Source organism: Streptosporangium nanhuense (assembly GCF_059358815.1).
The window spans coordinates 1-26,998 of record NZ_JCADBG010000019.1 but is presented as its reverse complement, the minus strand read 5'-3'; the positions used below and the strand labels follow the sequence as shown (position 1 = coordinate 26,998).

Sequence of the window (26,998 nt, the reverse complement as noted above, 5' to 3'; positions counted from 1 at the left end):
TCACCGGAGCCACAGGAAGGGCAAGGTGGTGCCCGTGTCGTCGGACCCAGGCCATGACACGATCCGCGCCGGGAGCCGCCGACCGCGGGACGGGGACTCGCGGTGAGCATCGCGCTCGGCCTGCTCGCCGTCCTGGTGCTGACCCTGGCGACCGGCTACTTCGTCGCCCAGGAGTTCGCCTACGTCACCGCCGACCGGCTGACCCTGTCCCAGCAGGCCGCGGCGGGCGACAGGAGGGCCGCCAAGGCCGTCAAGGTCATGGAGCGGCTGTCGTTCATGCTCTCGGGTGCCCAGCTCGGCATCACCGTCACCGCGCTGGTCGTCGGCTTCATCGCCAAGCCCGCGCTGGCCGAGCTGGTGGCTCCCGCGCTGCGCGCCGCGGGCCTGGGCGGCGGCGCGGTCGACGCCATCGCCCTGGTGATCGGGTTCGTCATCGCCACGGTCGTCCAGATGGTGCTGGGCGAGCTCGCGCCCAAGAACCTCGCGCTGGCCAGGCCCGAGCCGCTGGCCCGCGCGCTGGCCTCCTCCACCCTGGTCTACCTGACGATCGCCGGGCCGATCATCAAGCTGTTCGACTCGGCGGCCAACAGGTTGCTGCGGGCGGTCGGCATCGAGCCGGTCGAGGAGCTGCACCACGGCGCCACCCTGGAGGAGCTCGGGCACATCATCGGCGAGTCCGAGGCCCACGGCCACCTGCCCGGCGAGCAGGCCGACCTGCTGGAGCGGGCGCTGGCCTTCTCCGACCACACCGCCGAGGAGGTCATGGTCGCGCGCGCGAACGTCGTCGCCGTCAGCGGCTCCGCGCTGGTCCCGGAGCTGGACGAGATCATCGCCCGTCACGGCCATACCCACTACCCGGTGCTCGGCGGCGACGGCGTGGACGACCTGGTCGGCATGGTGAGCCTGCGCGAGCTGGCCGTCCTGTCACCGGAACGGGCCGCGGGCACGCGGGTCGCCGACATCGCCCGCGAGGTGCTTGTGGTGCCGTTCTCGACCTCGCTGCCGGACCTGGTGGCGCAGATGCACGCGCGCGGGCAGGAGGTCGCCTGCGTGCTGGACGAGCACGGCGGCCTGAGCGGGCTCGTCACCTGGGAGGACGTCGCCGAGGAGCTGGTCGGCGAGATCGCCGACGAGAACGACCTCGACATCCCCGCCGTGGTCCACACCGGCGACGACTGGGAGATCGAGGCGGAGCTGCGCATCGACGAGATCGCCCTGGAGACCGGGCTGGAGCTTCCCGACGAGGACGACTACGACACCGTCGGCGGCCTGGTGCTGGACCGCCTGGGCCGTTTCGCCGTCCCCGGCGACGTGGTCACCGCCGAGCTGGTGCCCTCCATGGCCGATGACGCGCCCACCCACGTCGAGATCGAGGTACTGACCCTGGACAGGCACGTTCCCGAGCGGGTGCGGCTGCATCCCCTGCGCCACCTCGACCCGACCGGCGAGCGGTCCCGCGAACAGGCCCCCGGGCCGGACGGCGGGCAGGCTTCCGAGCCGGACGGCGGGCAGGCTTCCGAGCCGGACGGCGGGCAGGCTTCCGAGCCGGACGGCGGGAGTGAGGACAGGTGAACCTGCCCCTGGGCCTGACCCTCACCGTCGTCCTGCTGGCCGGCAACGGCTTCTTCGTCGCCTCCGAGTTCGCGCTGGTCGCCGCGAAACGGCACCGGCTGGAGAAGACCGCCGCGCACGGCAGCCGCGCCGCCGCCGCGGCGGTCAAGGGCATCCGCGAGCTGTCACTGATGCTCGCCGGTGCGCAGCTGGGCATCACGTTGTGCTCGCTGGGTCTCGGCGTGGTCTCCGAGCCGCTGATCGCGGGCACCCTGGCCCCGCTGTTCCACACCCTGGGCCTGCCCGAGGCCGCCGCGCACGCGGTCGCCTTCGTGATCGCGCTGGCCGTCGTGACGTTCCTGCACATGGTCATCGGCGAGATGGCTCCGAAGTCGTGGGCCATCGCCCACCCCGAGCGCTCGGCCACCATCCTGGCGCTGCCGTTCCGCGGCTTCACCGTGGCGGTACGACCGATCCTGACCGCGCTCAACGGCGTCAGCAACCTGCTGCTGCGCATGGCGCGGGTCCAGCCGCGCGACGAGATCTCCAACCCGCGCACCCCAGCCCAGCTGCAGCGCCTGGTGGAGGAGTCGCGGCGCCTGGGCCTCATCGAGACCACCGACCACGCCGTGCTCACCCAGATCCTGCGCGCCCCGGCCGCCGGGATCGCCGCGCTGGTCGCCCCCGCCGGCGGCATCGTCGCGGTCGCGGCGGACGCCTCCTGCCAGGAGGTGATCGACGCCTGTGCCCGTACCGGCCGCACCCGCCTGATCGTCCAGGACGGGTCCGGGGCTCCGGCCGGTGTCGTGCACGTGCGCGACGCCTACCTGGCCCGCCGGCGCGGCGCCGGCTCACGCGCGGGCGACCTCGCCTACCGCCTGCCCGAGCTGGCCTCCACGACCTCGGTGTCGGAGGCCGTGGCCGCGCTGCGCGCCGCCCACAGCCAGCTGGCGGTCGTCCGTACCCCCGACGGCGCCCTCGCCGGACTGATCAGCCTGGACGACCTGCTGAGCACGCTGCTCATCCCCGCCTGACGGAAGGTCTGACGGGAAGCCCCGGCGGGAAGACGCCGCGCGGGACCCGGACGGTCTCCTGAGCCGCCGCTGAGCGCACCCGCTCCCGGCGGCGGCTCAGGAGGACCAGACTCCCAGATCACCGGCCCCTCAGATCGCCAGCAGCAGTTCGTAGCCGTTGAGCAGCCACAGGGCCGCCCACAGCACGACGGCGGGCGCGCGTCTTCCCCAACGGCCCGAGCCGCCCCCCGTACGTCCGGTCATGATGTCCTCCCCGCGACCACGACCACACTCGACACCTGCCACTCTGCCGTTCGCGTCCCGGTCGCGGGGGAACGCGGGCGAACCCGGGGCGACGTCGCCCGCGGTTCTCTTTCCCGGGAACCCGTGTTTCTCCCCTGGGAAGCCGGGCGACGGGCTGTTAGCGTGTGCTGGTGAACCAGCGCGAGAACCTCCGGTGGGCCAGGCTCACCGCGGCCGTGCAACTCGCCCTGACAGCGGTCATGATCGCTTTCCTGCTCGCGATGGTCGCCTTCGTGACCCTGTTGATGACCGCCGGGCCTGACTGACCCGGCCCGCGAACACCCCCGTTCGCGCACCGAACGTCCCGGATGCGCACCTGCGGGCGCGTCCGGGACTCGGCATGGGAACGACCTCGCCGGCCCGCGAGCCCCGGACACTCCACCGCCCGGGCGCATGGGCATGGGCTCTCCCGATGGCACCAAGAAATGTCGGAATGATGGACACATATGCGTAATTGGCCGCTATACAACCTAAGACTGATCACGCCTCGGCTCGAACTGCGGCTGCCCTCCCTGGACGACCTCGACGAGCTGGCCGACCGGGCTCTGGAGGGTGTCCACGACCCCGACCTGATGCCGTTCGGCGTGCCGTGGACCGACGCTCCCGCGGACGAGCTCCCCGGCAACGTCGTCCGGTTCCATCTCGGCGTCATCTCGCGGTGGCGGGCCGAGCAGTGGTGCTGCAACTTCGTCGTCGTCCACGAGGGACGCGTGGTCGGTGTCCAGGATCTGTCCGCCGTCGACTTCCCGGTCACCCGCGAGGTGCATACCGGCTCATGGCTGGGCCGCGCTCATCAGGGCGACGGGCTCGGCACCGAGATGCGCGCGGCCGTGCTGAGTCTGGCCTTCGACGGGCTCGGCGCGCGGACGGCGGTGTCCGGCGCCTTCCTGGACAACCCGGCTTCGCTGGCCGTCTCCGGCAAGCTCGGCTACCGGCCCGACGGCCTGGCGGTGTGCCAGGTGCGCGGCCGGCGAGCCGTCCAGCAGCGCCTGCGCCTCGACCGGGACGACTTCACCAGTCCGGTTCCGGTGGAGATCCGCGACCTGCGACCGTGCCTGCCGCACTTCGGCCCGCGCTGACCACGCCCGAGGCCTTGTCCCCGCCGCCACGGCGGGCGCCTGAAACCCCGGTGCTCTCCATCGAGGCGCCGGGACCGGACGGCGTCTCCCCGGCTGTCCTGACAGCCGGGGAGACGCTACCGTGGTGCCATGGAGTGCTTCGCCGCCTGGCGTACCCGTAACTGAGGGCCTGCTCGCCGCCGACACCGGGCCGTGAGCGGGCCGATCGATGCCCCCTTTTTTCTTCCGGGTGTCAAGCCCTGGGTTCGAAAGGCACTTCCCCATGCTCATCCGCCCGTTCGTCCAGCACGACCTGGCGCGGCTCACCGCGCTGACCATCGAGACGTTCCGGCCGTTCTACGAGGACCACTTCCGTCCCCTGGTGGGCGAGGTCGTCTTCGCCAACCAGCACGGGAACTGGCGCGACGACTATCGCGAGCAGGTCGCCGAGCTTCACGACCCGGAGCGGCACAGGTACGTCGCGGTCGCGGAGACCGGGGACGTCATCGCCGGCTACGTGGCCTGGAGCGTCGACCCGGCCCGCCGGAACGGAACCGTCTCGCATCTCGCCGTCTCGGCCGGGCACCGCCGGCACCGCGCGGGCACCGCGCTGTGCGAGCACGCCTTCGACGAGATGCGGGCCCTCGGAGCCGAGGTGGTCGAGATCGGCACCGGAGGCGACCCCTTCCACGCGCCCGCCAGAGCTCTCTACGAGCGGCTCGGGTGCACCCCGCTTCCGGTAACCGTCTACTACCGGAGGCTCTGACCGGATCCCTCTCCGGGACGGGCGCCTTGGTTCCCGTCCCGGAGAGGGCGGGCACCCATGTCCGGCATCCGGGCCACCCCTGCCGGAGGGGGTGGCCGGTCACCTCACGGCCGTTCACCTCACGGGCGGTCACCTCCCGCGGCCGTTCACCTCACGGGCGGTCACCTCTTGCGAGCGGTCACCAGGGTGAAGCCGAGGTGCTCGCCGCCGTCCGCGACGAGCATGTCGATCACGGGCTGGTGCGAGGCGCGGTCCTCCGGGTTGTGGTCGGCGCAGGCTCTGGCCCACAGGAGCCAGTCGTGCCAGCCGCCCTCCTGCAGCCGGGCGGAGGTGACCTCCACCAGCTCGGTGATCTCCCACTGGAAACGCCACCACTGCGGCGTGTGCCAGGCGATGGCCTCCCAGCCGACCACCTCCTTGATGTGCGCGGGGATCGCCCCGAGTTCGCGGACCTCGCGCGTCATCCCGGGGGTGGCCATCCCGAGCAGCCCTCCGGGACGCAGGAACCGCACCAGGTAGGGCAGGTAGCTGTCGGCCGTGCCGAAGTACTCGAAGGCGTCGACGCTCACGACGGCGTCGAAACTCTCCTTCTCGAACGGCAGGACGTGGGCCTCGGCGTGCACCGCCTCCACCCGATCGCCCACACCGGCCTGGGCGAAGACCTCCGCCGCCTCGTCCGCGCCGACCCACCAGTCGGCCGCGACGACCTGGACGCCGTACTCGCGGGCCAGGAACACCGACGTCGCGCCCTTGCCGGAGCCGAGGTCCAGCACCCGCATGCCGGGTCTCAGGTCGAGGTCGCGGGCCAGGTCCTCCAGCATCCACAGCGGGTGGGGACCCATGTCGAGCCGGAGCAGCCAGGCCGGATCGTAGGCCGACGAGAGCGGGTAACGGTCGGGGCGTACGAGCGCGTCGAACGAGGTCACGGGACCAGACCCAACATCATCCCGATCCCCGCGCGCAACCGGATTTCCCGGCCGCTGGATCCTCGTCCGCACCGGCCGGGCCTCTTGCGGAGTAACCGGCCGAGCCTCTTGCGGAGTGGTCGGACACGAACGGCTCCGGGGTCACCCGCCCCGCCCCCGCTCGGCACCCCTTCGGCCGCGGCCCTCGCCTCGCGGGTGGCGATGGGCGGCGACCGGCGGGTCATGCCGCCGCCGACGGTTGCTTCGCCGGAATTAGTGTGGCATATATTGAAAAAATGGACAAAAGCAACCTTTTGGGCGAATTTCTTCGCGCCCGGCGCGAGATCACCGCCCCCGCGCGGGTGGGGTTGCCGGACGGAGGTCCACGCCGGACGCCGGGGCTGCGCCGGGAGGAGGTGGCCATGCTGACCGAGGTCAGCACCGACTACTACATCCGCCTGGAGCAGGGGCGCGAGCAGAACCCGTCCGACCGGGTGCTGGACGCCCTCGCCCGGGTCTTCCAGCTCGATCCCGAGGCCGTCAAGCACCTCTACCAGCTCGCGCATCCCCGGCCCCACCGGCGCAGGTCCACCGGCCGGACGACGCCGGTCAGCCCGAACGTGCTGCGGTTCATGGAAAGCTGCGACCACGCGCCGGCGTTCGTCACGGGCCGCTGGATGGACCTGCTGGCCAGGAACTCGATGGGGGCCGCGCTCCACAGCGGGCTGGACCACGTGGACAACATCCTCTGGATGACCTTCCTCGACCCCGCGGCACGCGAGTTCTTCGTGGACTGGGAGGAAGAGGCCCTCTCCCTGGTGGCCCACCTGCGCGCCGCCGCGGGAGCGGACCTCGACGACCCGCACCTGACCGAACTGGTCGACGACCTATCGTTCGAGAGCGAGGAGTTCCGCCGGATGTGGGCTCGCCACGACGTGCGGACCAAGGCCGACGGCCCCAGGCGCCTGCACCACCCCGACGTCGGCGACCTCACCCTCTGGCCCGAGACGTTCCACATCGCCGGTACCCCGGGCCAGCAGCTCATCGTCGCCCAGGCCGAGCCCGGCAGCCCGTCCGAGCACGCCCTCACCCGGCTGCGCACCCTCGCCGCCTCCTGAACTGCGCCTCCTGAACTGCGCCTCCTGAACTGCGCCTCCTGAACTCCGGCTCCTGAACTCCGCCTCCGCGCTCTCGCCGCCATGATGTTCGGAGACGGTTTCCGGGGATCCCGGCGGCGGACGCGCCAGGACCGGCCGCCGGTCGCGCGTGATCGGGAACCGCGCGGGGTGCCCACGCCCCGCGTGACCGGGCCGGTCACCCTCAGCCGGCCGAGGGCGGGGACGGCCTGGTGTCGGTCCAGCCGGACTCCAGCACCACCTCGACCCGGTCGCCCTTCATCGGCATGCCGATCACGTCGAAGGTCAGCACCTTGGAGGTGTCGGGGTCGATGACCAGCCTGCCCACGGTGGGCTGCCCCTCCTGGATCGGGAAGGTCACGGCGACCCCGGGCCGCCCCCGCGGATCGGTGGCCGGGCCCTCGACCCGCACCCGGGGCAGCGTCGCCAGCGCCTGGTAGGCGGCGGCGCGCACCCCCGGGGAGGTGGGCAGTTCGTACAGGAGCGTGGCCAGGGTCCCCGGCAGGCCGTACTCCACCGAACCGGCGAAGTCCTTGTCCACGGTGATCGCCTCGGCGGCCCGCCTCTTCAGCTCCTCGGGGTCGGCGGGCAGCGCCTCGATCTCCTCCAGGGTCAGGGGCATGGCGCTCCAGTAGAGTCGCTGCTTGCCCTTGGTCCGGATGAGCCTGCCCTCGCCGGGCGAGGTGGAGTAGACGCCGCCGTCCTCCCCCATCGGCCATTCGGTCGGCGAGCCGTCCCGGCGCCACGCCTCCGTGTCCAGCGGGCGTACGCCCAGCTCCCGGTGGCCGAGCCAGCTCCGGCCGTCCTTGGCCACCCATGTCTCCACGAGGTTGGAGGTCTCCAGGCGGTAGGTGCTGCCCTCCTTGCCGAACGGCCGGGCCCACCGCATCGTGTACTGCCGCTTGAGGCGCCAGTAAGCCCCCTCGGGTGCGGCTTCGGCCTTGGCGGCGGCGGCCAGCAGGATCGAGGCGCCCGGCAGGGAGGTGTCGCCGGCCGTGGCCGCGGGAGGGGACGGCGGGGCGGGGACGGCCTGGCCGAGGAGGACCACCGTCGTGGTCGCGGCCGCGACCAGCCCGGCGGCACCGGCCCACCACGGCAGGTGCCGCCAGGCCGTCCGGTGCGGGCGTGCCCGGGTCGCCATGATCGCCTCACGCAGCTCGCGCGCGCCGGGCCCCTGATCCGGCGCGTGCGGTGCCGGGTCGATGGCCCTCACCAGGTCGTCGATGTCACTCATGCTTCTCTCCTCGCGATCGTCAAGGACGTCCGCCCTTCCAGCGCCGCCGCCAGCCGCTTGCGCGCCCGGTGCAGCCGGGTCCGGGCGGCGATGGCCGTACATCCCACGACTCTGGCGATCCGCTCGCTGGTCAGGCCCTCCCAGCAGGCCAGTGCCAGGACCTCGCGGTCACGTTCGGGCAGCGTGTCGAAGGCGGCGCGGACGTGGTCGAGCTCGACCGGCCTGACCGGGCGGTCGGCGGCCAGTTCCCCGCGCAGCCGTTCGGCGAGCACGGCCCTGCGGGAGGCGCCGCGCTGCTGGTTGGCCAGCACCCGGCGGGCCACCCCGTACAGCCACAGCAACGCCTCCTCCCCCTCGGGCACGTCACCGATGCGCCGCCAGGCGGTGAGGAACGTCTCGGAGATGACGTCGGTCGCGTCGTCGGGCGACCCGGTGCGGCGGGCGGCGTACTGGTGTATCGCCGGGTAGTACGCGTCATAGACCGCCTCGAAGCGATCTCGGTGTGTCACAGGATCTCCTTGCCGAAGGGTGCCGGACGTCTAGTACATGTCCGGCACTTTTTGGAATGTTGCAGATCGCCGTGAGCGGTTCGCGCCCCCTGTCTCAACCCGGCCGGGGTCCGGGAGCGACGGCGGCGCGACGGGTCCGGTTCTCCTCTCACCGCTCTGACCGCCGCCGGAGGTGGCGGGGCCCCGCTCCCCGAGCCCCGCCGGGCGCGGCTCCCGTCCGCCTCGGTTGACAGACGCTCCGTACGGTGTACGGTATCTCGTACGGTTCATGGCGTGCCGCCGGTCGATGCCCGGCGAGGACCGGCGGGACGCGTCATCGACGAAGGAGCGGAATCGTGTCAGAGATCCAGGAATCCCCGTTCGGCAGCGGCGCCTTCACGCCGACGGCCGAAGACAGGGTGAGCGTCGAGGCGTGGTTCGCCGAGTACGACGCCCACAGCGCGAAGGCCGACGTCGAGCGCATGGCGGACATGGCGATGTTCCCGCTCAACGTGGTGACCGACGGTCCTGAGGGCGAAGGCCTGGCCGACCGGTGGACGAGGGAGCGGTTCACGCGCACGATGGCCGAGGTGATGGGGGGCGGGGAGCCGGGCGACCTCGCGATGGAGTCGGTCCGCACGCCCCACTTCCTCACCGCGAACCTGGTCGTCGTGGTCACCGACGCGACGGTGACGGCCGGCGGTGAGGCGTACGCCATGCGTTACGCGGACCTGCTGGTGAGGTCGGGCGGCCGGTGGGTCTTCCAGACCATGGTGCAGGGAGGGTGGGCCGACGCCTGGAAGGAGGGCGCGCCGGGCACCTGACCGGCGAGGGGCGGAGGGGGCGGGCCGTCCCGCCCCCTCGCCCCTGAGGGGAGGCAGGGGGCCTCAGTTCTTGATGCCGGTGAGGGTGACGCCCTCGATGAAATAGCGCTGCAGGAAGAGGAAGAGCGCGATGATCGGGGCGATGACGGCGGCGGAGGCCGCCATGAGGTATCCCCACTGGGTGATGTACATGCTCTAAAAGGAGGCCAGGCCGAGGGAGAGCGTGTAGTTCTCCTCGTTCTGGAGGTAGAGCAGGGGTCCGAGGAAGTCGTTCCAGGTGCCGATGAAGGTGAAGATGGTGACCACGACGATCGCGGGTCTCGACAGCGGCATGACGATCGTCCAGAACACCCTCCAGGGCGAGGCCCTGTCGATGTAGGCGGCCTCGTCCAGCTCGAAGGGGATGGTCAGGAAGAACTGCCTGAGCAGGAACACGTTGAACACCCCGCCGCCCGCTCCGGCGAACCAGCTCGGCACGGTGAGGGGCAGGATCGTGTCGAGCGCGCCGAGTTCCTGCCACATCACGAAGGTGGAAATGAGGGTGACCGCGTAGGGCAGCATCACGCCGCTGAGCAGGACCGCGAACACGACGTCGCGCCCGCGCCAGCGGAGCCTGGAGAAGCTGAAGGCGGCGATCGAGCAGGTGAGCACGGTGCCGAGGACGCCGACCACGAGGTTGTAGAAGATGGTCGGCGTCATCATCGGCGGCGTCACGTGCCAGAAGCGGCGCAGCGGCCCGCCGCCGTCGATGGCCACCGCCTCGTACAGGTGCCTGGGCACGCCCTGGAGCCCGGCCAGGAAGATCACCATGGTGTTCCCGAACCCCCAGGTGCTCATGATGATCAGCGAGGGGATGGCGGTGCCCTCGTCGTAGATCCACTGGGAGCCGGGCAGGCCTGCCTGGCGGAGCAGCGAGTTGAGCAGCCCGAAGTCCGGGTTGAAGATCCAGATCCAGAGGACCACGTTGGCGATCGCGGGGACGAGCGTCGGCAGGTAGAAGATCGTCCGCCACAGCGACAGGCCCCGTACCCGCTGGTTGAGCAGCATGGCCACGGCGAAGCTGACGATCAGGACGAGCGGGACGGCGCCGAGGGTGTAGTAGGTGGTGGCGCCCAGCGACTTCCAGAACAGCTCGTCGTCGAGCATCGAGGTGTAGTTGCCCGCTCCGACGAAGGGGCCATCACAGGGCCTGGGTGTGGTGCCAGCCCTGGAGCATGCCGGTGATCTTCGGGGCGACCTCCTTGAGCACCTCGCCCGCCGGGCGCTTGCCGGACTCGATCTCCTGCAGGGCGGGGGTGAGCACGTCACTGGAGATCGCCGACAGGTTCCTGACCCGGTTGCGGATGTCGGGCACCCCGTGCTCGCGCGTGTAGTCGACGACCGCGGTCCGGAACTCCGGCGGGTGCGCGTCGTTCTTCGTCCAGGCGTCGATGGCCGCCTGGTCCTCGTAGTACTTCTTCTCCTGCGGCATCCACAGGCCCTGCTCGAACAGGTCGACGTAGCGCGGGTCGTTGTGGAAGGCGAACAGCTCCACCGCCTCCTGCTCGTGCCTGGTGCCCGCGAAGATGGTCGAGGCGCCCGCGACCTGGGTCGCGGTGAACGGCTCCCCGTACTTGGGGAGCACGCTGGCCCAGGCCGGGCTGCGCTCCGCGGGTGAGCCGTTGTTCGGCGAGTGGAGCGAGGAGTGGGGCCGCCAGGGCGCCGACATCCTGCTGAGGGCGCACCCCGAGGTCGACGCGATCTTCTGCGGCAGCGACCAGATCGCCCGGGGGTCTGCGAGACCCTCAGGGAGCGCGGGCGGCGTGTCCCCGAGGACGTGGCGCCGGTGGGGTTCGACAACTGGGAGCCGATGGCGATGGGCCGCAGGCCCCCGCTGACCACGGTCGACATGAACCTGGGCGAGATCGGGCGGGTCGCCGCCGAGCACCTGCTCGGCGCCATCGGCGGCGCCCCCGCCCGAGCGGCGTGCTGACCGTGCCGTGCGGGCTCGTGCTGCGCGAATCCTCCCGGGCCAACCCCACGTAACCGGCGGACGGGAACGGTCCCGGCCCGCTCCGGCGAAGAAGGCTCAGGTGAGGATCGGCGTGGTCTGGGCGGAGGCGATCCTCCAGGCGCCGTCATCCTTGACCATCACGTAGGTGAGCCGCCCCGAGGTGGCGGGCAGCGCGCCCACCGGGGCGTCGCCGTCCTGCCGCCGCCCGTCGTGGATGTGTTTGACGCTCGCCACGATCGCCACGTCCTCGCGCAGGAAGCGGATGTCCTCGATCTCGACCGTGGTGAGCACGTCGGCCAGCGGCGACGCCAGAGCCTGGCGCATCGCCTCGGCCAGCACCTCGCGTCCCGCCACCCTGCGACCGCCGAAATTGACGATCGCCGCCTCGGCGGTGTGCAGGGGGACGAACCTGTCCACGTCGCTCTGGAACTCCCCGGCGTCCGCGACCACCCGGCGGATGGCGGCCTCTTCGGACGGATCGGCGCTCATGTCGGTTCTCCCCTGTTCGGTCACTCGGTGGCGCGGGGCCGATCGCCCCCGGGAAGAACCATGCATCCTCAACCTGACATGAGGTCAAGCGCGATCCGCCTTCCCCCCGTCCCGCCGACGCCGGGACCGAGGTCGAGGTCGAGGCCGGGACCGAGGACGAGGCCGGGGCCGGGGCCGGGGCCGGGGCCGGGGCCGGGGCCGGGGCCGGGGCCGGGGCCGGGGCCGAGGAACCCGAACGAACCGGGGGTCGTGCGCGGCCGTTCGTTCTAAGCAACTTATGTTGACCAATTCCGGATTAGTCAACTAGTGTTGCCTACATGCCCGCGAGCGACATTCCCGCACCCCAGGACCCCGCCGACGCGCTGGCGGCCGTGGTGGCGCTGCGGCGCCTGGCCGACCAGCTGGAGGACGCCTCCGTCGAGCAGGCGATGCGCGCGGGCTGGAGCTGGCCGCAGGTCGCCGAGGCACTCGGCGTGACGCGTCAGGCGGTCCACCGGAAGCACGCCAGGCGGCTCATCGTCGCGGGCGTCACGCTGAGGAGACGTTCCCCATGAAAACGTTCGACAGATACCTCCACACGGTCATCACGGAGGGGGCGACCGAGGCACGGCGGCACGGATCGGCCACGGTCGAGGCGCAGCACCTCCTGCTGGCCGTCGCGGCCCAGGAGGGCACCGCCCCGCAGCGCGTCCTGGCCTCCGCCGGCCTCGACCACCGGGCGATCCTGGCCGCCCTCGACCGGGAGTTCGAGCACAGCCTGAGCACGGTCGGGGTGTCCCCCGCCTTCTTCGGCCTCCCCCCGTCGAGCACCGCGCCCAGGCGCTCGCCCACCATGGGCGCGACGGGCAGGCTCGCCCTTGACCGCGGCTTCGCCTCGGTCCCCCGCAAGAGGGACCTGCGACCGGCGCACGTACTGCTCGGCATCCTGCGGGCCGAGGTCGGCGCGGTGCCACGCGCGCTGGCCCTGGCCGGCGTCGACCGCGCCGACCTGGTGACCCGCGTCCAGAGCACCATCGAGAACGGCGACATGGGGTGACGTGGGGTGGCGTGATGTAAGGCTCTCGCCGGAAACACCCCCACCTCCAGCACCTCCAGCGGGTACGCCTCGCCGGCCATGTCCCCGCGCTCCCGCTCCCTCTTCCGGCACGCTTACAGGCGGCGTGACGGCCCGGCCACCGGCGCCTCCCGCGTCTCCCGCGTCTTCCATGACTTCCGCGACTTCCGCGACTTCCGGCCGCCCGTCACGCTCCCGCCCGCGCGGCCCCGTTCCGGGTTCCGGCGTGCCGTGTGCCCGCCCCTTCCGACCCCCGCTCCTCTTCCATGCCCAGGAGGCAACATGTCGATGTTCCATGCCCGTGCCGGCCTGCTCGCCGTCGCCCTGACGGTGGCGGGGGCCGCCATGACGGCCCCCGCCGGTCGCGGCCGGGGCGGCGGCGAGCCTGACCATGAAAAGGACCGGGCCCGGATCCGGCGTGCGCTCGACCGGGTCGTGGCCGGCGGCGGCGGCCCCGGCGTCATCGCCGAGTTCAGGGACGCCCGCTCGGCACCGTGGTCCGGCACCGCGGGGGTGGCCGACCTGGCGACCGGCCGCGAGCGCCGGCCGGACGAGCACTTCCGCATCGGAAGCCTCACCAAGGCGTTCACCGGCACGGTGGTCCTGCAACTGGCGGCCGAGGGAAGGCTGACCCTCGACGACACGGTGGCGAAGTGGCTGCCGGGGGTGGTGGAGGAGCACCTCGGCGCGGACGGCACCGCGATCACCGTCAGGCAGTTGCTCAACCACACCGGCGGGCTCCCCGACGCCTTCCCCGGCCAGGAGCCTCCGAGCCCCGGGGAGCCGGGGACGCGCTTCGTCTACTCCAAGGTCAACTACAGCCTCGCGGGAATGATCGTCGAGCTCGCGGCGGGCGCGACCCTCGCGGAGGAGATCGAGCGCCGCCTCGCCCGCCCGCTCCACCTGACGGGAACCTACCTCCCCGCCGCCGAGGAGACGGTCCGCGCCCCGCACGCCCGCCACTACTCCACGACGGACGGGAACGGCCTCGACGCGGAGATCCACGACGTGACCGAGATGGACGTGAGCTGGGCCGGGGCCGCGGGCGGCATGATCTCGACGACCTCGGACCTGCACCGGTTCCTGGAGGCCCTGCTGGGCGGCCGCCTCCTGCCGCCCGACCAGCAGCGGGAGATGTTCACCACCGTCTCGACGGAGGGCTCGGGCTGGGTACCGGACAGCGAGTACGGTCTCGGCGTCTACTCCCAGAGGCTCCCGGGCGGGGTCACGCTCTGGGGCGGCGGCGGCTTCATCCGGGGCTCGATGTCGTACGCGATGGGCGACCGTCAGGGCACCCGCGTGCTGGTGAGCAACCTGAACGGCGACTGGAACGACTTCCGGGAGACCTTCACCACGCTCTTCGAGCCGCTCTTCCCCCCGGGCACCTCGCCGTCGGGCGACACGGACGGGTGACCGGAGGGCGACCATGAACCAGACGTCCGGTTTGTCGAAATTGGCCGGATCCAGTTAGTCTCCCAAAATTAGGAAAGGCTAACCTATTTCAGGCGAGCTCTCCGTCCCAGCCTGTCCAGAGCCGCCACGAAAGAGTCTTCCCATGTCCCCCGCAGGGTCCCTCACCCGCCGTACCGGCTGGCTCTGGGTCTGTCTGGCGCTGCTGGTCGTCGCGTGCGTGCTGAGCCTCACCCTGGGCACCCGGACCATCGCCCCGCACGCCGTCTGGGACGCCCTGTTCCACTTCACCGACACCGACGAGCAGGCGATCGTCCGCAACCTGCGCGTCCCCCGCACCGTCCTCGGTCTCCTGGTGGGCGTGGCGCTGGGGGTGTGCGGGGCGCTCATCCAGGCCGTGACGCGCAACCCGCTGGCCGACACGCAGATCCTCGGCGCCAACGCGGGCGCGGCGCTGTTCGTGGTGGTCGCGGTCGGACTGTTCAGGCTGACCGACATCTGGTCCTACGTCTGGTTCGCCTTCGCCGGGGTGGCCGTCGCGATGGTGGCGGTCTACGCGCTGGGCTCGATGGGCAGGGGCGGCGCGACCCCCCTGCGGCTGACGCTGGCCGGGGTCGCGCTGGGCGCGATGCTGGACGGCGTGTCGGGCGGGATCAGGCTCGTCCGCCCCCGCGCCTTCGACTACCTCCGTTTCTGGGACGCCGGCACGCTCGGCGGGCGCGGCCTGGACATCGCCGTGGCCATCACCCCGTTCATCGGCGCCGGCCTGCTGCTGGCGCTGCTGGCGTCCAGGTCGCTGAACGCCGTCGCGATGGGCGACGACGTGGCGCGTTCCCTGGGCGCGAACGTCATGACCACCCGGCTCCTGGCCCTGGTGGCGGTGATGCTGCTGGCCGGCGCGTCCACGGCCGCGGTGGGGCCGATCGGGTTCGTCGGCCTGATGGTCCCGCACGCGGTCCGCTGGCTGATCGGCACCGACCAGCGCTGGATCCTGGCCTTCACCCTCGTCTGCGCCCCCATCCTGCTGCTGGTCGCCGACGTCGTCGGCCGCCTGGTCATCAGGCCCGCCGAGCTGCAGGCGGGGATCGTCACCGCGTTCGTCGGCGCACCCGTGCTGATCTGGATGGTCCGCCGGGCCAGGGCGGGCGCGCTGTGACGGCGCGCAGGACCGTGGTGGTACGCCCCTGGCCCGCCTTCTCGACGCGCGTGAACGTACGGACGGCCGTGGTGTGCGCGGTCCTCGTCCTGGTGGCGGCGGCGGTGGCGGTGCTGGCGCTGGGCACCGGCGAGTTCGAGCTCTCCCCCGCCGAGGTGGTGCGGGTGCTGACCGGTCAGGAGAGCGGGTTCGCCCGGCTGGTCGTGCTGGACTGGCGGCTGCCGCGCGTGCTGCTGGCCCTGCTGGTCGGGGCCGCGCTCGGCCTGAGCGGCGCGATCTTCCAGTCGCTGCTGCGCAACCCGCTGGGCAGCCCCGACGTGATCGGTTTCAACATCGGCGCCTACACCGGGGTGCTGTTCACGATGGCGTTCGTGGGCCGCGGCTACTGGCTGAGCGCCGGGGGCGCGCTGGTGGGCGGGCTGGCCACGGCCGTGGCGGTCTACCTGCTGACCCTGCGGCGCGGAATGCCGGGCCTGCGTCTGATCATCGTGGGCATTGGGGTGGGCGCGATCCTCGACTCGGTGAACCAGTGGTTCGTCGTCAAGGTGAACCTGCGCGCGGCCTACGCGGCGGCGCTGTGGGAACAGGGCAGCCTGAACGACCTGCGCTGGCAGCAGGTCCCGCCCGCGGCGGGGGCAGTCGGCGCGCTCTGCCTGCTGCTGCTGGCCATGGGAGCGCGCCTGCGCGTCATGGAGCTCGGTGAGGACACCGCCACCTCGCTGGGAGTGCGGGGCGGGCCCACCAGGCTGGCCTACCTGGCGGTGGGCGTCGCGCTGACCGCCGTCGCGACCGCCACGGCCGGGCCCATCTCCTTCGTCGCGCTCGTGGCCCCGCAGATCGCGGCGCGCCTGACCCGGGCCCCGGGGGTCGCCCTGGTCCCCGCGGCCCTCACCGGCGCGCTGTTGCTGCTGGTCGGCGACTTCCTGGCGGTCCGGCTGTTCTCTCCGACGCAACTACCCGTGGGAGTGGTGACCGTGAGCCTGGGCGGGGCCTATTTCGCGTGGCTGCTGGCCAGACAGGCGCGCGCATGACAGGGACACGCGTGACAGGGACGGGTACGACGGGAGCGGGCATGACCGAGGCACGTACGACCGGGGCGGGCATGACCGGGACGGGCGTCCTGCGCAGGACCCTGAGGCGCAACGCCGCGCGCCTGGGCGCGGGCACCCTGCTGCTCAGCCTGCACCAGGTGTGCGAGGCGAGCGTGCCGATCCTCATCGGCGTGATCGTCGACCGCGCGATCGGGCCGGGCGACGGCGGGTCGCTGCTGTGGTGGCTGGCCGTGCTGGCCGCGCTGTTCACCGCCCTGAGCCTGGCCTACCGGTACGGCGCGCGGACCATCATGCGCGCCATCGCCCGCGAGGCCCATCTGCTGCGCCTGGAGCTCGCCGCGAAGATCATCGACCGGCGCGGCCTGGACACCGGCCTGCGCGCGGGCGAGCTGCTCACGATCTCCTCCAACGACGCCGACAACACCTCCGAGCTCCTGGACTACCTGCCGCGCGCGGTCGGGGCAATGGTCGCGGCGGCGGTGTGCGCCGTGACGCTGCTGCTCATCGACCTGCCCCTCGGCGTGGCCGTCCTGGTGGCCACGCCGCTGACACTGCTGGCGCTGCACGTCGGCACGCCGTACATCACCCGGCACGTCGCCGCCCAGCAGGAGCTGGCCGGTCAGGCCGCGTCGCTCGCGACCGACCTGGTCAGCGGGGTGCGCCCGCTGCGGGGCATCGGCGCCGAGGCGGCGGCCTCCCAGCGGTACACGCGGGTCAGCAGGCTCTCGCTGGCGGCCGCGCTGCGGGCGGGCCGCACCCAGGGGATCTACGCGGCCGTCTCCGGCGCGGGCGGCTCGCTGCTGGCGTGCGGGGTCGCGGTGCTCGCCGGGTGGTTCGCGCTGCGCGGCCAGATCTCCGCCGGCGAGTTCATCACGGTGATCGGGCTGGCCCAGTTCCTGATGGAACCGGTGGGCACTTTGACGCTGGTACCCGGCTGGGTGGCCGAGGCGCGTGCCTCGGCCGACCGGGTGGCACGCGTGGCCGGCGCGCCGGTGCTGCTGCCCGGCGGTCCGCCGCCCGGCGACGGCGGCGCGACGGACCGGCCGGACGGAGGTCCTCCCGGGCTGGAGATCTCCGGTCTGAGCTACGACGCGCTCACCGGGGTGGACCTGGTGGCCGGGCCCGGCGAGTTCGTCGGGGTGATGGCCCACCGGCCCGCCGACGCCGACGCGCTGGTACGGGTGCTGTCCGGGCGGGTGAGCCCCTCCGAGTACGGCGGAAGCGTGCGGATCGGCGGCCGGATCCTCGTCGAACCCCACCACACCGACCTGTTCGAGGGCACCCTCGCCACCAACCTGACCGTGGGTGGCACGCCGGACAGTCCCGAGGAGCTCGCGGCGGTCCTGGCCGCCTCGGCGGCCGACGACGTGGTCGCGGCCCATCCCGACGGCCTGGAACACCAGGTGGTGGAGCGGGGCGCGAGCCTGTCGGGCGGCCAGCGCCAGCGGGTGGCCCTGGCCAGGGCGCTGCTGGCCCGCCCGCCGGTCCTGGTGCTGCACGACCCGACCACGGCCGTGGACGCGGTCACCGAACAGGGCATCGCCTGGGGCCTGCGCTCCCTGCGCCACCCCGGGGACGGCGACACCTTCACCACGGTGGTCGTGACCAGCAGCCCCGCCCTGCTCGCCGCCGCCGACCGGGTGTTCGTGCTGGACGGCGGCAAGGTGGTCGCCGAGGGATCGCACACCGGCCTCGGGGCCACCGACGACGACTACAGGCGGGCGGTACAGCGATGAGCACGCCACAGGAGCAGGACCTGCTGCCGATCGCGAGCGGCGGTGAGACCTGGCGCTGGTTGCGCGCCCACCTGCGCGAGCGCCGCGGCGCGGTGGCCGTGACGCTGCTCGTGGGCCTGCTCGGCGCGACGGCGTCGGTCATCCCCGCGTACGTGCTGGGAATCCTCGTCGACCGGGTGCGCGAGCAGTCGGGCACCGCGGTGATCGTCGCGGTCGCCGTGACCATCGCGGTGTCGGCCCTCGTCGGCGGCGCGGCCACCGGGCTGACGTCCTACCTGGTGGCCAGGCTGGGCGGCCAGATCCTGGCCGTCCTGCGCGAGCGCACGGTCGCCCGCGCCCTCACGCTCCCGCTCACCAGGCTGGAACGCGCGGGCAAGGGCGACCTGCTGTCGCGTGTCAGCGCGGACGCCGCCGAGGTCACCAAGGCCGTCTCCGACGTCATCCCCGGCGTGATCGCCTCGGTCCTGCTCGGCACGCTGAGCCTGGCCGCGATGGTCGGCCTCGACTGGCGGCTCGGCCTGGCCGGCGCCGTCTCGGTGCCGCTGTACGTGCTGGCGCTGCGCTGGTACCTCCCCCGGGCCGCCCCCTACTACGCGAACCAGCGCGTCACGGTCGCGCGCTCGTCGCAGCGGCTGGTGGAGAGCATGCAGGGCGTGCGCACGGTCCACGCCTACCGCGTGGAGGAAGGCCACCTGCGCGCCATCGAGACCGCCTCGCACGACTCCAAAGAGGTGTCGGTGGGGGTGCTCGACCTGTTCACCCGTTTCGTCGGCCGGGTCAACAGGGCCGAGTTCTTCGGCTTGACCACCATCCTGGTCGCCGGTTTCCTGCTGGTCCGCGCGGACGCCGTCACCGTCGGCGAGGCCGCCGCCACGGCCGTGCTGTTCCACCGGCTGTTCAACCCGATCGGCATGTTGCTGTTCGTCTTCGACGAGGTGCAGGCGGCCGGGGCGAGCCTGGCCAGGCTGGTCGGCGTCGCCCATCTGGAGACCGCCCCCGAACCCGAGGGCGGGCCCGCGCCGGCCGACGCCTCGCTCGACCTGGTCGACGTGCGCTTCAGCTACGACGGCTCCGCGGAGGTCCTGCACGGCGTCACCCTGCGCGTGCCCGCCGGGGCCCGGGTCGCCCTGGTCGGCTCGACGGGCGCGGGCAAGTCGACCCTGGCCGCCGTCGCGGCCGGGTCCCTGCGCCCGACCGGCGGCAGCGTGCTGATCGGCGGGGTCGCCCCCTCCTCGCTGGACACGGCGAGGCTGCGCGGGCACGTGGCGATCATCACGCAAGAGACCCACGTCTTCGCCGGGCCCCTCGTCGAGGACCTGCGCCTGGCCCGCCCCGGCGCGACGGCCGAGCAGGTCACCTCGGCGCTGGAGGTGGTGGGGGCGCTGCCGTGGGCGCTGGCGCTGCCCGAGGGCCTCGACACCGTGGTCGGGGAGGGCGGCCACGAGCTCTCGCCCGCCCAGGCGCAGCAGCTCGCCCTGGCCCGCCTGGTGCTGGCCGACCCGGCCGTCGCCGTCCTGGACGAGGCCACCGCGGAGGCGGGCAGCATGGGCGCGCGCGTGCTGGAGGAGTCGGCCGCCGCGGCCACGCGCGGCAGGACCACCCTGGTCGTGGCGCACCGGCTGACCCAGGCCGTCTCCGCCGACCGCGTCGTCGTCCTGGAGCAGGGGCGGATCGTCGAGGAGGGACCCCACGAACGGCTGGTCGCCGCCGGGGGCCGCTACGCCCGCCTCTGGCAGGCCTGGGAGTCGCGCTGAGCCCTGGGGACGTGGTCCGAGGGCGCGGGGGCTGAACCTGGCCCCGGCCACGCCCGGGGGCGCGCCGGGGAGTGCCCTTACGACAGGTCGCCGACCACGGTGGCCGGGTCGCCGTCCAGGGCGTTGGCCAGCTGCGGGACGAGCGCGTCCAGCGCGTACAGCAGGGCGTCGGGGCCGCTGTAGGACAGCGCGCCGCCCAGCGGGGTGTCGAAGCCGGCGTAGAGGGTGCGGTCGGTCTTGACGACGTCCAGCCGGGAGAAGGCGGGCGAGGCCAGCATCGCCTTCCTGGTCGCGCCGTTGACGAACAGCACGTCCTTGTCGATGAGGTCGAGCCGCTCCTCGCTGAGCTCGTCCTTGACCTCCTGCGCGCCGAACCCGAGCGCGTCGAACAGCGCGCGGCGCGGGTCCTTGGCCGGGAGGATCCAGTGCCGGCCCCGCTCGGGGCCGAAGTCGACCGCCATGACCTTGCCCGCGAACTCGGGGTGGGCCTTCTTCGCCTCGTCGATCCTCGCGTTGACCTTGTCGACCAGCGCCTGGGCCTCGGCGCTCCTGCCCAGGGCCTTGCCGGTGGTCAGCGTCTGCACGTCCCACGGCGTCTGCTCGTCGGGGTAGGCGCCGGACTGCACGACCGTCGGGGCGATCGTCGACAGCTTCTCGTACGCCTCCTTGGTAATCGTCTCGTAGACGGCGAGGATCAGGTCGGGGCGGTCCTTGGCGATGGCCTCGAAGTTCAGCTCGGCGGAGAAGGTGGGAAGGGGCTTGCCGTTCAGCCTGTCCTTGACCCACGGGTAGCCGGCGTACTCCTCGAACCACTCCCGCGTGCTGACGGGGACCACGCCGAGGGACAGCACGAAGTCCTGGTCGTTCCAGCCGACGGTGACGACTCGCTGGGGCTGGGCGGGGATGGTCGTGGAGCCGTACTTGTGCTCGATGGAAACGGGGAAGGCCGTGTTCGCCGTGTTCGCCGTGTTCGCCGTGTTCGCCGTGTTCGCCGTGTTCGCCGTGTTCGCCGCGCCTCCCGCCGGGGGGGCCGGCCGCTCCCCGGCCGCCGGGGAACCGCACGCCGCCAGCGCGAAGGCTCCCGCCGCCAGTGTCGCGACAAGCCGTGCTCGAAGGGATGGAACGCTGCCCGACATCGTGCTCCTTGCGAAGTTCCTTGAAGTTCGCATTAGGTTAGCATTACCTAACTTTTCGACGTCGGACGGGTCCTCCCCACCGCCGGCGACGTCGGCCCAGGTCACCCGCCCGCGCGCCGAGACGCGAAAGAACCGGGAGTCTCCCCTCCTCCCGGAGACGGCCTCGCCGGCGTCACCGGGCGAGCCCGGCGAGCATGCCGGGCAGTTCCGCCTCGTGCACCACGGCGAGGCGCCTGGTGGCCCGGGTGATCGCCACGTAGAGATCGTGACCCCCCTTGGGCGACTGAGCGAGGATCTCGTCAGGGGCCACGACCACGACGGCGTCGAACTCCAGCCCCTTGGACCGGGTCACGGTGAGCACCACCACCGGCGTCTCGAGGTCGACCTCCGCGACCCCGGTGTGACGCGCGTCGGGAACGATGACCGCCAACCGTCCCTCGCCGATCGCGGCGAGCTCGGACTCCACCACCTCCGCGAACCCGAGTGGCGTCCGACGGACGGCGCGAGGCGGGGTCCCGCCGGTACGGACCGACCTCGGGGGGACCTGATCGGGAGCCACGGCGCGCAGGACGTCGGCGGCCACGTCCATGATCTCGGCCGGGGTCCGATAATTGATCATCAGTCGCTCCTCGCGCCAGCGGCCCTCCGCGTAGGGGGCCAGCACCTCCTCCCAGGTGCGGGCGCCCGCCGCCGACCCCGTCTGGGCGATGTCGCCGACCACGGTCAGCGAGCGGGTCGGGATGCGCCGCATGACCGAACGCCAGGCCATCGCCGACAGCTCCTGGGCCTCGTCGACGATCACATGACCGTAGACCCACGCCCGGTCGGCGGCCGCGCGCTGGGCGGTGGTCAGCGCCGGGCCGCGGTCGTGATGGCGGTCGGCCAGGGTGCCGACGTCCAGCAGGTCGGCGAGCCTCGCCCCGGCCTCGTCCAGGATCTCGAAGTCGTCGTTGTAGGTCAGCACGTCCTGGGCGTGGGTCCGCTCGTCGCGCCGCTCGGCGGCCTCGGCCCGATCCCGTTCCCGATCGGCGGTCAGGTCGGAGCCGAGCAGCTCGGCGGCCTCGTCGAGCAGCGGCACGTCACCCACCGTCCACGGCGCGTCCGGCGCACGGAGCAGCTCCCCCGCCTCACCGGCGTCCAGGCCCGCCGAGAGCATCGCCTCCCAGTCGGACAGCAGCTCGCCGACCAGCCGCTCCGGGGTGAGGACCGGCCACAGCTCGTCCATCGCCTGCCGTACCGTCGGCTGCTCCCACAGCACCCGGCACGCCTCCCGCAGCGTCTCCTCCTCGTCGACCCGCATCTCCTCCTCGTCCGGCGGCAGCTCCAGCCACGAGTCGCCGTCGTCGGGCAGCACCACCCCCAGCTCCTCCTCGTCCGTCAGCCACTCGTACTGCGCGGCCTCGGCGGCGGCCAGTGCCCGCAGCATGTCGAGCACGAACACGTGCCGGGCCTCGTTGTGCGGGCCGCGCAGCGCACGGGCGCGGTCGCGGGCGACGACGCAGGTGCCGTGGTCCACGCGGAGCGTCGTCCAGTCGACCACGACCTCCCTGCCCCCGCGCACCGACGTCCGAGCGGGGATCTTGACCTCGAGGTCCCCTTCGGGAACCCGCTGCCGATCCCGTACGGCTCTCGCCATCACCTCGGCCATCCGCAGGTCGCCCTTGATCACGGCCTGGGGAGGGCCGTCCTCCGCCGTCGCCGCGATGCCCGGATAGAGCCGCCCGAGCGTGGTCATCACCACGTCGCTCTCGCCGAGGGAGGGCAGCACCTGCTCGATGTAGCGGGAGAACAGGTCGTTGGGCCCGATGATCAGGACGCCCCTGCGCTCCAGGACGTCCCTGTGCGTGTAGAGCAGGTAGGCGGCCCGGTGCAGCGCGGCGACCGTCTTACCGGTGCCGGGACCGCCCTGGACCACGAGGATCCCGTGCAGGCCCGAGCGGATCACGCGGTCCTGCTCGGTCTGGATGGTGGCCACCACCTCGCTCATCTTGCCGGTCCTCGCCCGGCGCAGTGTCGCCAGGAGCGCCGCCTCCCCGACCAGCGACCGGCGGTCGGCGTCGCTCATCCGATCGAGGTCGAACACCTCGTCGTCGACGCCGACCACGATCCGGTCGCGGGTGTGCAGGTGGCGGCGCCGTACCAGCGAACCCGGGTCGCCGGGCGTGGCGGTGTAGAACGGGCGGGCGGCGGGTGCCCGCCAGTCGATCAGGACCGGCTCGCCGTCGCCGTCGCGCAACCCGATCCTGCCGACGTAGAGGGTCTCACCGCCGGAGTCGTCGATCCTGCCGAAGCACAGGCCGTGCTCGACCCCGTTGAGCCTGGCGAGGCGCCTGGCGTACTCGCCGGAGAACACCTCCCGCTCGACCATGCCCCGGGCGGTGCCGACACCGGGATTCCGGTGCGCCTCCTTCAGGGAGGTCTCGGCCCGCTCACGCGCCTCGTCGAGGTGGCAGTACAGCATGGTGATGTAGGACTGCTCGGCCTCGATCTGAGGGCTTGACAGTTGACGGCTCGACATATCCTTGGTACGCTCCTTTTAGTTGGAGATTTATATGCTTTTTTCATGCTAGAGCGCTAAGAAGACGAGTATAAACCGTTCCGTGCGCCAATGCATCAGCCTGACGCCGGGGAAACGCGACCCCGCCGGGCCCCCGAGGCGCGAGCGAGCCGGGCCACGGGCCGCGATATCGTTCCGTCCGTGATTCAGAACGACGGGGTCGAGGAAACCGGACAGGCGGCGACGGTCGAGGCGTTCCCCGCCGGCCGTTCGGGAGATTCCCCCCGCGTGACCCTGCGCCCGATCGCCGGTCACGACCAGGAAGAGTTCCTCGAACTGGTCCGCGCCAGCGTCGACCTGCACCATCCGTGGATGTCCCTGCCCACCACGGTCCAGGAGTTCCAGACCCTCCTCGCCCGGTACGACCAGCCCGCCGAGGAATGCCTGCTGGTCTGCGTGCGCGACACCGGAGCCGTCGCCGGTGTGATCAACATCAACAGCATCATCCGCGGACGCTTCCAGTGCGGATCCATCGCCTACGCGGCCTTCGCCCCCACCGCCGGCCGGGGCTACATGTCCGAAGGTCTCGGACTGGCGCTGAGACACGCCTTCGAAGTCCTGCGGCTGCACCGCCTGCAAGCCCAGGTCCAGCCCGGCAACGAGTCGTCCCTCAGGCTCCTGCGGCGGCATGGCTTCAGGAAGGAAGGCTACTCGCCCGATCTCCTGTTCATCGACGGCGCCTGGCGAGACCACGAACAGTGGGCCATCACCGCGGACATGACCGACGCCCGCCCGACACCTCCGCACCACACCCGGCCGGCCCGCTGAACCACCGCACCCGCCCGGCCCGCTGAACCACCACACGCGGCCGGTCCGCTGAACCGCCGCCCTCCCGCCACCTGTCACACCTCCACCTCGGCACGCCCGCCGAACCGTCACACCTCCACCCTCGGCGCGGTCCGCCGGACATCGCCCCTCCCGCCTCCCCTGTCACCCCCGCACGTCCCGCCGGGCATCGCCCCCCTGTCACCCCCGCATGTCCCCGCCGGGCATCGCCCCCTGCCACCCCCGCACGTCCCGCCGGGCATCGCCTCCCCTGCCTCCCCCGCGCCTCCCGTGAGCACGGCGACGACGATCCCCACCGGGACCCGTCGCGATACAGGCCACCCCGCTTTGCATAACCATGCGGCTTAATGCATACTCTTGTTTCATGTCCAAGGTTCTCACCTCCCTGCCCACCGGCGAGCGGGTCGGCATCGCCTTCTCAGGCGGCCTCGACACCTCGGTCGCCGTCGCGTGGATGCGCGACAAGGGTGCCGTTCCGTGCACCTACACCGCCGACATCGGCCAGTACGACGAGCCCGACATCGCCTCGGTGCCCGGCCGCGCGCTGGCGTACGGCGCCGAGATCGCGCGCCTGGTCGACTGCCGCGCGGCGCTGGTCGAGGAGGGCCTGGCCGCGCTCACCTGCGGCGCGTTCCACATCCGCTCGGCAGGGCGCCCCTACTTCAACACCACGCCGCTCGGCCGTGCCGTCACGGGGACCCTGCTGGTCCGGACGATGGTCGAGGACGACGTGCAGATCTGGGGCGACGGCTCGACCTTCAAGGGCAACGACATCGAGCGGTTCTACCGCTACGGCCTGCTCGCGAACCCGCAGCTGCGCATCTACAAGCCCTGGCTGGACGCGGCCTTCGTGTCCGAGCTCGGCGGCCGCAAGGAGATGTCGGAGTGGCTGCTCGCCCACGACCTGCCCTACCGCGACAGCACGGAGAAGGCCTACTCGACCGACGCCAACATCTGGGGCGCCACCCACGAGGCCAAGACCCTGGAGCACCTCGACACCGGCATCGAGACCGTGGACCCGATCATGGGCGTGCGCTTCTGGGACCCCGAGGTCGAGATCGCCACCGAGGTCGTGACCATCGGCTTCGAGCAGGGCCGCCCGGTGACGATCAACGGCAAGGAGTTCGCCACCCCGGTCGACCTGGTGATGGAGGCCAACACGATCGGCGGACGGCACGGCATGGGCATGTCGGACCAGATCGAGAACCGGGTGATCGAGGCCAAGAGCCGCGGCATCTACGAGGCCCCCGGGATGGCGCTGCTGCACGCGGCGTACGAGCGGCTGGTCAACGCGATCCACAACGAGGACACCCTGGCGAGCTACCACAACGAGGGCCGGCGGCTCGGCCGGCTGATGTACGAGGGCCGCTGGCTCGACCCGCAGGCGCTGATGCTGCGAGAGTCGCTGCAGCGCTGGGTCGGCACGGCGATCACCGGTGAGGTGACGCTGCGGCTGCGGCGCGGTGAGGACTACTCGATCCTGGACACCTCCGGCCCGGCCTTCAGCTACCACCCGGACAAGCTGTCGATGGAGCGCACCGAGGACTCGGCGTTCGGCCCGGTGGACCGGATCGGCCAGCTCACCATGCGCAACCTCGACATCGCCGACTCGCGCGCCAAGCTGGAGCAGTACGCCGGGCTCGGCATGGTCGGCACCACCCACCCCGCGCTCATCGGCGCGGCCCAGGCTGCCTCGACCGGGCTGATCGGCGCGATGCCGAGGGGCGGCGCCGAGGCCATCGCCTCACGCGGCGAGGTCTCCGGCGACGACGAGATGCTCGACCGCGCCGCGATGGAGTTCGGCACCGACTGACCGGATCGCCGGGCCGGCCGCCGGCCGCCCGGCGAGACTCCCCGAGACCGGCGTGGTGGCCCGCGCCGGCACGTACGCGGAAAGGAACACCCGCGGCGCCCCGCCCGGAACCCCGCCGCGTTCGCGTCCCGCCCCGTCCCGCCCCGCCCCGCCTAGAGCCCCGCCCCGCCGCGTTCGCCCCGCGCGCTGCCGCGCCCCGGTCGCGGAACTGAAACTTTCAGAGCCCCCGCGGTCCCCCGACGGACCGCGGGGGCTCCGTCGCGTGCGGCGCCGGGCGCCCGGGAACGCGCAGGTCGCGCAGCCGGGTGCGGGCCGGAGAACGAGCGGGAAGGCCGCGTGGGACACCGGTCCCGCGCGCCGGGCCTTCCCCGGGGACCGCCCACCGCTTGACGGCCCCGGCGCCGCTGCCGAAACTTGGCACACATCCGCCTCGTGTCTGTGAGGTGCCAGACACACGGCGGAAATGTTAACGCTAACAACCATCGTCTCATGTTCGTAGCGCCGTCGTCCGTAACGAATCGTCACCGCGAATCGTCCGCAACGAGAGGCACCCCCCTGTGAACAGAACCGTAAGCCCTCCCCCACGAGGCGTCCGCCGCCGTACCGGCGCCGCCTTCGCGGCAGCCGTCCTGGCGCTGCTCGCGGTGTGCCAGTCGCTCGTGGCCGCCACCCCGGCCGCCGCCGCGACGATCGACACCAACGCCTGGTACGTCCTGGTCAACCGGCACAGCGGCAAGGCGATCGACGTCCTCGACCTCGCCACCGGCGACGGCGCCCCCATCGC

Annotated in this window: 26 protein-coding genes and 1 pseudogene; 18 read left to right on the top strand and 9 right to left on the bottom strand. The window is 72.3% G+C overall.

Going from position 1 to position 26,998, the window contains the following annotated elements; translation table 11 throughout:
• The first annotated feature begins 102 nt into the window (after positions 1-102).
• The 5 genes from AC5L38_RS31095 (at position 103) to AC5L38_RS31075 (ending at position 4,691) form a co-directional block, all read left to right on the top strand.
• Positions 103-1,572: a hemolysin family protein gene (locus tag AC5L38_RS31095; RefSeq protein ID WP_495246359.1), complete on the top strand. Its 1,470-nt coding sequence runs from the start codon at positions 103-105 to the stop codon at positions 1,570-1,572.
• Positions 1,569-2,585 carry a CNNM domain-containing protein gene (locus tag AC5L38_RS31090; RefSeq protein WP_495246358.1) on the top strand — a complete coding sequence of 339 codons (1,017 nt, stop codon included), beginning with the start codon at positions 1,569-1,571 and terminating at the stop codon, positions 2,583-2,585. Before AC5L38_RS31095 ends, AC5L38_RS31090 begins: the two co-directional genes overlap by 4 nt.
• A 413-nt stretch (positions 2,586-2,998) precedes the next feature.
• Positions 2,999-3,133 (top strand): hypothetical protein, encoded by a 135-nt coding sequence (locus AC5L38_RS31085; RefSeq protein ID WP_389926527.1) that lies wholly within the window; start codon positions 2,999-3,001, stop codon positions 3,131-3,133.
• A 180-nt stretch (positions 3,134-3,313) separates the two neighbouring features.
• On the top strand, positions 3,314-3,946 hold the full coding sequence (locus AC5L38_RS31080; RefSeq protein ID WP_495246357.1) for a GNAT family N-acetyltransferase: 633 nt from the start codon (positions 3,314-3,316) through the stop codon (positions 3,944-3,946).
• Positions 3,947-4,208: 262 nt separating this feature from the next.
• Complete coding sequence (locus tag AC5L38_RS31075) at positions 4,209-4,691, top strand: GNAT family N-acetyltransferase (protein ID WP_495246356.1); 483 nt, start codon at positions 4,209-4,211, stop codon at positions 4,689-4,691.
• A gap of 161 nt (positions 4,692-4,852) precedes the next feature.
• Here the strand turns inward: AC5L38_RS31075 and AC5L38_RS31070 are convergent, their stop codons facing one another.
• Positions 4,853-5,617, bottom strand: coding sequence for an SAM-dependent methyltransferase (locus AC5L38_RS31070; RefSeq protein ID WP_495246355.1), 765 nt, complete (start codon positions 5,615-5,617; stop codon positions 4,853-4,855).
• Positions 5,618-5,892: 275 nt separating this feature from the next.
• On the opposite strand from AC5L38_RS31070, the gene AC5L38_RS31065 reads away from it, so the two are divergent.
• Positions 5,893-6,714, top strand: coding sequence for a helix-turn-helix transcriptional regulator (locus AC5L38_RS31065; protein ID WP_495246354.1), 822 nt, complete (start codon positions 5,893-5,895; stop codon positions 6,712-6,714).
• Between the two features lie 202 nt (positions 6,715-6,916).
• Here the strand turns inward: AC5L38_RS31065 and AC5L38_RS31060 are convergent, their stop codons facing one another.
• Positions 6,917-7,966 (bottom strand): CU044_5270 family protein, encoded by a 1,050-nt coding sequence (locus AC5L38_RS31060; RefSeq protein WP_495246353.1) that lies wholly within the window; start codon positions 7,964-7,966, stop codon positions 6,917-6,919.
• On the bottom strand, positions 7,963-8,475 hold the full coding sequence (locus tag AC5L38_RS31055) for an RNA polymerase sigma factor (protein WP_495246352.1): 513 nt from the start codon (positions 8,473-8,475) through the stop codon (positions 7,963-7,965). Before AC5L38_RS31055 ends, AC5L38_RS31060 begins: the two co-directional genes overlap by 4 nt.
• Positions 8,476-8,810: 335 nt before the next feature.
• Here AC5L38_RS31055 and AC5L38_RS31050 point away from each other — a divergent pair, with 335 nt between their 5' ends.
• The gene (locus AC5L38_RS31050) at positions 8,811-9,278 is read left to right on the top strand and encodes a nuclear transport factor 2 family protein (RefSeq protein ID WP_495246351.1); all 468 of its coding nucleotides are present in this window, start codon (positions 8,811-8,813) and stop codon (positions 9,276-9,278) included.
• 63 nt (positions 9,279-9,341) lie between these two features.
• On the opposite strand, the gene AC5L38_RS31045 is transcribed toward AC5L38_RS31050, so the two are convergent.
• From AC5L38_RS31045 to AC5L38_RS31035, 3 genes are read right to left on the bottom strand one after another with little or no spacing between them, the layout of a single operon-like run.
• Complete coding sequence (locus AC5L38_RS31045) at positions 9,342-9,470, bottom strand: hypothetical protein (protein WP_495246350.1); 129 nt, start codon at positions 9,468-9,470, stop codon at positions 9,342-9,344.
• 3 nt (positions 9,471-9,473) lie between these two features.
• Positions 9,474-10,424: an ABC transporter permease gene (locus AC5L38_RS31040; protein ID WP_495246349.1), complete on the bottom strand. Its 951-nt coding sequence runs from the start codon at positions 10,422-10,424 to the stop codon at positions 9,474-9,476.
• Positions 10,425-10,458: 34 nt separating this feature from the next.
• Complete coding sequence (locus AC5L38_RS31035) at positions 10,459-10,986, bottom strand: hypothetical protein (protein WP_495246348.1); 528 nt, start codon at positions 10,984-10,986, stop codon at positions 10,459-10,461.
• Between AC5L38_RS31035 and AC5L38_RS31030 the strand changes: the two genes are divergently transcribed.
• Positions 10,951-11,250: a substrate-binding domain-containing protein gene (locus AC5L38_RS31030; protein ID WP_495246347.1), complete on the top strand. Its 300-nt coding sequence runs from the start codon at positions 10,951-10,953 to the stop codon at positions 11,248-11,250. The two genes, AC5L38_RS31035 and AC5L38_RS31030, sit on opposite strands and share 36 nt — an antisense overlap.
• A 96-nt stretch (positions 11,251-11,346) precedes the next feature.
• On the opposite strand, the gene AC5L38_RS31025 is transcribed toward AC5L38_RS31030, so the two are convergent.
• Positions 11,347-11,760, bottom strand: a complete 414-nt coding sequence (locus AC5L38_RS31025; RefSeq protein ID WP_495246346.1) for an SgcJ/EcaC family oxidoreductase — start codon at positions 11,758-11,760, stop codon at positions 11,347-11,349.
• Between the two features lie 317 nt (positions 11,761-12,077).
• Between AC5L38_RS31025 and AC5L38_RS31020 the strand changes: the two genes are divergently transcribed.
• The 7 genes from AC5L38_RS31020 (at position 12,078) to AC5L38_RS30990 (ending at position 19,922) form a co-directional block, all read left to right on the top strand.
• Positions 12,078-12,314 carry a hypothetical protein gene (locus AC5L38_RS31020; protein WP_495246345.1) on the top strand — a complete coding sequence of 79 codons (237 nt, stop codon included), beginning with the start codon at positions 12,078-12,080 and terminating at the stop codon, positions 12,312-12,314.
• Positions 12,311-12,796 carry a Clp protease N-terminal domain-containing protein gene (locus AC5L38_RS31015; protein ID WP_495246344.1) on the top strand — a complete coding sequence of 162 codons (486 nt, stop codon included), beginning with the start codon at positions 12,311-12,313 and terminating at the stop codon, positions 12,794-12,796. Before AC5L38_RS31020 ends, AC5L38_RS31015 begins: the two co-directional genes overlap by 4 nt.
• 300 nt (positions 12,797-13,096) lie before the next feature.
• A complete protein-coding gene (locus AC5L38_RS31010) occupies positions 13,097-14,227 on the top strand; it encodes a serine hydrolase domain-containing protein (protein ID WP_495246343.1) in 1,131 nt (376 codons plus the stop codon).
• A gap of 142 nt (positions 14,228-14,369) precedes the next feature.
• On the top strand, positions 14,370-15,380 hold the full coding sequence (locus AC5L38_RS31005) for an iron chelate uptake ABC transporter family permease subunit (protein ID WP_495246342.1): 1,011 nt from the start codon (positions 14,370-14,372) through the stop codon (positions 15,378-15,380).
• A 50-nt stretch (positions 15,381-15,430) separates the two neighbouring features.
• Complete coding sequence (locus tag AC5L38_RS31000; RefSeq protein ID WP_495246341.1) at positions 15,431-16,411, top strand: FecCD family ABC transporter permease; 981 nt, start codon at positions 15,431-15,433, stop codon at positions 16,409-16,411.
• A 41-nt stretch (positions 16,412-16,452) separates the two neighbouring features.
• Positions 16,453-18,168, top strand: coding sequence for an ABC transporter ATP-binding protein (locus tag AC5L38_RS30995; RefSeq protein ID WP_495246340.1), 1,716 nt, complete (start codon positions 16,453-16,455; stop codon positions 18,166-18,168).
• On the top strand, positions 18,165-19,922 hold the full coding sequence (locus AC5L38_RS30990) for an ABC transporter ATP-binding protein (protein ID WP_495246339.1): 1,758 nt from the start codon (positions 18,165-18,167) through the stop codon (positions 19,920-19,922). Before AC5L38_RS30995 ends, AC5L38_RS30990 begins: the two co-directional genes overlap by 4 nt.
• A gap of 77 nt (positions 19,923-19,999) precedes the next feature.
• Here AC5L38_RS30990 and AC5L38_RS30985 read toward each other — a convergent pair whose 3' ends face one another.
• Both AC5L38_RS30985 and AC5L38_RS30980 read right to left on the bottom strand, forming a co-directional pair.
• A complete protein-coding gene (locus tag AC5L38_RS30985; protein ID WP_495246338.1) occupies positions 20,000-21,058 on the bottom strand; it encodes an ABC transporter substrate-binding protein in 1,059 nt (352 codons plus the stop codon).
• Between the two features lie 172 nt (positions 21,059-21,230).
• A complete protein-coding gene (locus AC5L38_RS30980) occupies positions 21,231-23,576 on the bottom strand; it encodes a HelD family protein (protein ID WP_495246337.1) in 2,346 nt (781 codons plus the stop codon).
• 180 nt (positions 23,577-23,756) lie between these two features.
• Here AC5L38_RS30980 and AC5L38_RS30975 point away from each other — a divergent pair, with 180 nt between their 5' ends.
• The 3 genes and pseudogenes from AC5L38_RS30975 to AC5L38_RS30965 form a co-directional block, all read left to right on the top strand.
• A complete protein-coding gene (locus tag AC5L38_RS30975; protein WP_495246336.1) occupies positions 23,757-24,383 on the top strand; it encodes a GNAT family N-acetyltransferase in 627 nt (208 codons plus the stop codon).
• Between the two features lie 382 nt (positions 24,384-24,765).
• Positions 24,766-26,214, top strand: a complete 1,449-nt coding sequence (argG, locus tag AC5L38_RS30970; protein WP_495246335.1) for an argininosuccinate synthase — start codon at positions 24,766-24,768, stop codon at positions 26,212-26,214.
• A gap of 557 nt (positions 26,215-26,771) precedes the next feature.
• Positions 26,772-26,998: pseudogene (locus AC5L38_RS30965) on the top strand (RICIN domain-containing protein); the annotation flags it as partial.

Bases quoted from the DNA above. Each gene is read 5' to 3' on its own strand.
- AC5L38_RS30995 (WP_495246340.1), top strand. From the start codon at position 16,453: ATGACCGAGGCACGTACGACCGGGGCGGGCATGACCGGGACGGGCGTC.
- AC5L38_RS31080 (WP_495246357.1), top strand. From the start codon at position 3,314: ATGCGTAATTGGCCGCTATACAACCTAAGACTGATCACGCCTCGGCTC.
- AC5L38_RS31060 (WP_495246353.1), bottom strand. From the start codon at position 7,966: ATGAGTGACATCGACGACCTGGTGAGGGCCATCGACCCGGCACCGCAC.
- AC5L38_RS31065 (WP_495246354.1), top strand. From the start codon at position 5,893: ATGGACAAAAGCAACCTTTTGGGCGAATTTCTTCGCGCCCGGCGCGAG.
- AC5L38_RS31015 (WP_495246344.1), top strand. From the start codon at position 12,311: ATGAAAACGTTCGACAGATACCTCCACACGGTCATCACGGAGGGGGCG.
- AC5L38_RS31075 (WP_495246356.1), top strand. From the start codon at position 4,209: ATGCTCATCCGCCCGTTCGTCCAGCACGACCTGGCGCGGCTCACCGCG.
- AC5L38_RS31005 (WP_495246342.1), top strand. From the start codon at position 14,370: ATGTCCCCCGCAGGGTCCCTCACCCGCCGTACCGGCTGGCTCTGGGTC.
- AC5L38_RS31040 (WP_495246349.1), bottom strand. From the start codon at position 10,424: ATGCTCGACGACGAGCTGTTCTGGAAGTCGCTGGGCGCCACCACCTAC.
- AC5L38_RS31045 (WP_495246350.1), bottom strand. From the start codon at position 9,470: ATGTACATCACCCAGTGGGGATACCTCATGGCGGCCTCCGCCGCCGTC.
- AC5L38_RS30990 (WP_495246339.1), top strand. From the start codon at position 18,165: ATGAGCACGCCACAGGAGCAGGACCTGCTGCCGATCGCGAGCGGCGGT.
- AC5L38_RS31025 (WP_495246346.1), bottom strand. From the start codon at position 11,760: ATGAGCGCCGATCCGTCCGAAGAGGCCGCCATCCGCCGGGTGGTCGCG.
- AC5L38_RS31020 (WP_495246345.1), top strand. From the start codon at position 12,078: ATGCCCGCGAGCGACATTCCCGCACCCCAGGACCCCGCCGACGCGCTG.
- AC5L38_RS30985 (WP_495246338.1), bottom strand. From the start codon at position 21,058: ATGTCGGGCAGCGTTCCATCCCTTCGAGCACGGCTTGTCGCGACACTG.
- AC5L38_RS30980 (WP_495246337.1), bottom strand. From the start codon at position 23,576: ATGTCGAGCCGTCAACTGTCAAGCCCTCAGATCGAGGCCGAGCAGTCC.
- AC5L38_RS31010 (WP_495246343.1), top strand. From the start codon at position 13,097: ATGTCGATGTTCCATGCCCGTGCCGGCCTGCTCGCCGTCGCCCTGACG.
- argG (WP_495246335.1), top strand. From the start codon at position 24,766: ATGTCCAAGGTTCTCACCTCCCTGCCCACCGGCGAGCGGGTCGGCATC.
- AC5L38_RS31035 (WP_495246348.1), bottom strand. From the start codon at position 10,986: ATGTCGGCGCCCTGGCGGCCCCACTCCTCGCTCCACTCGCCGAACAAC.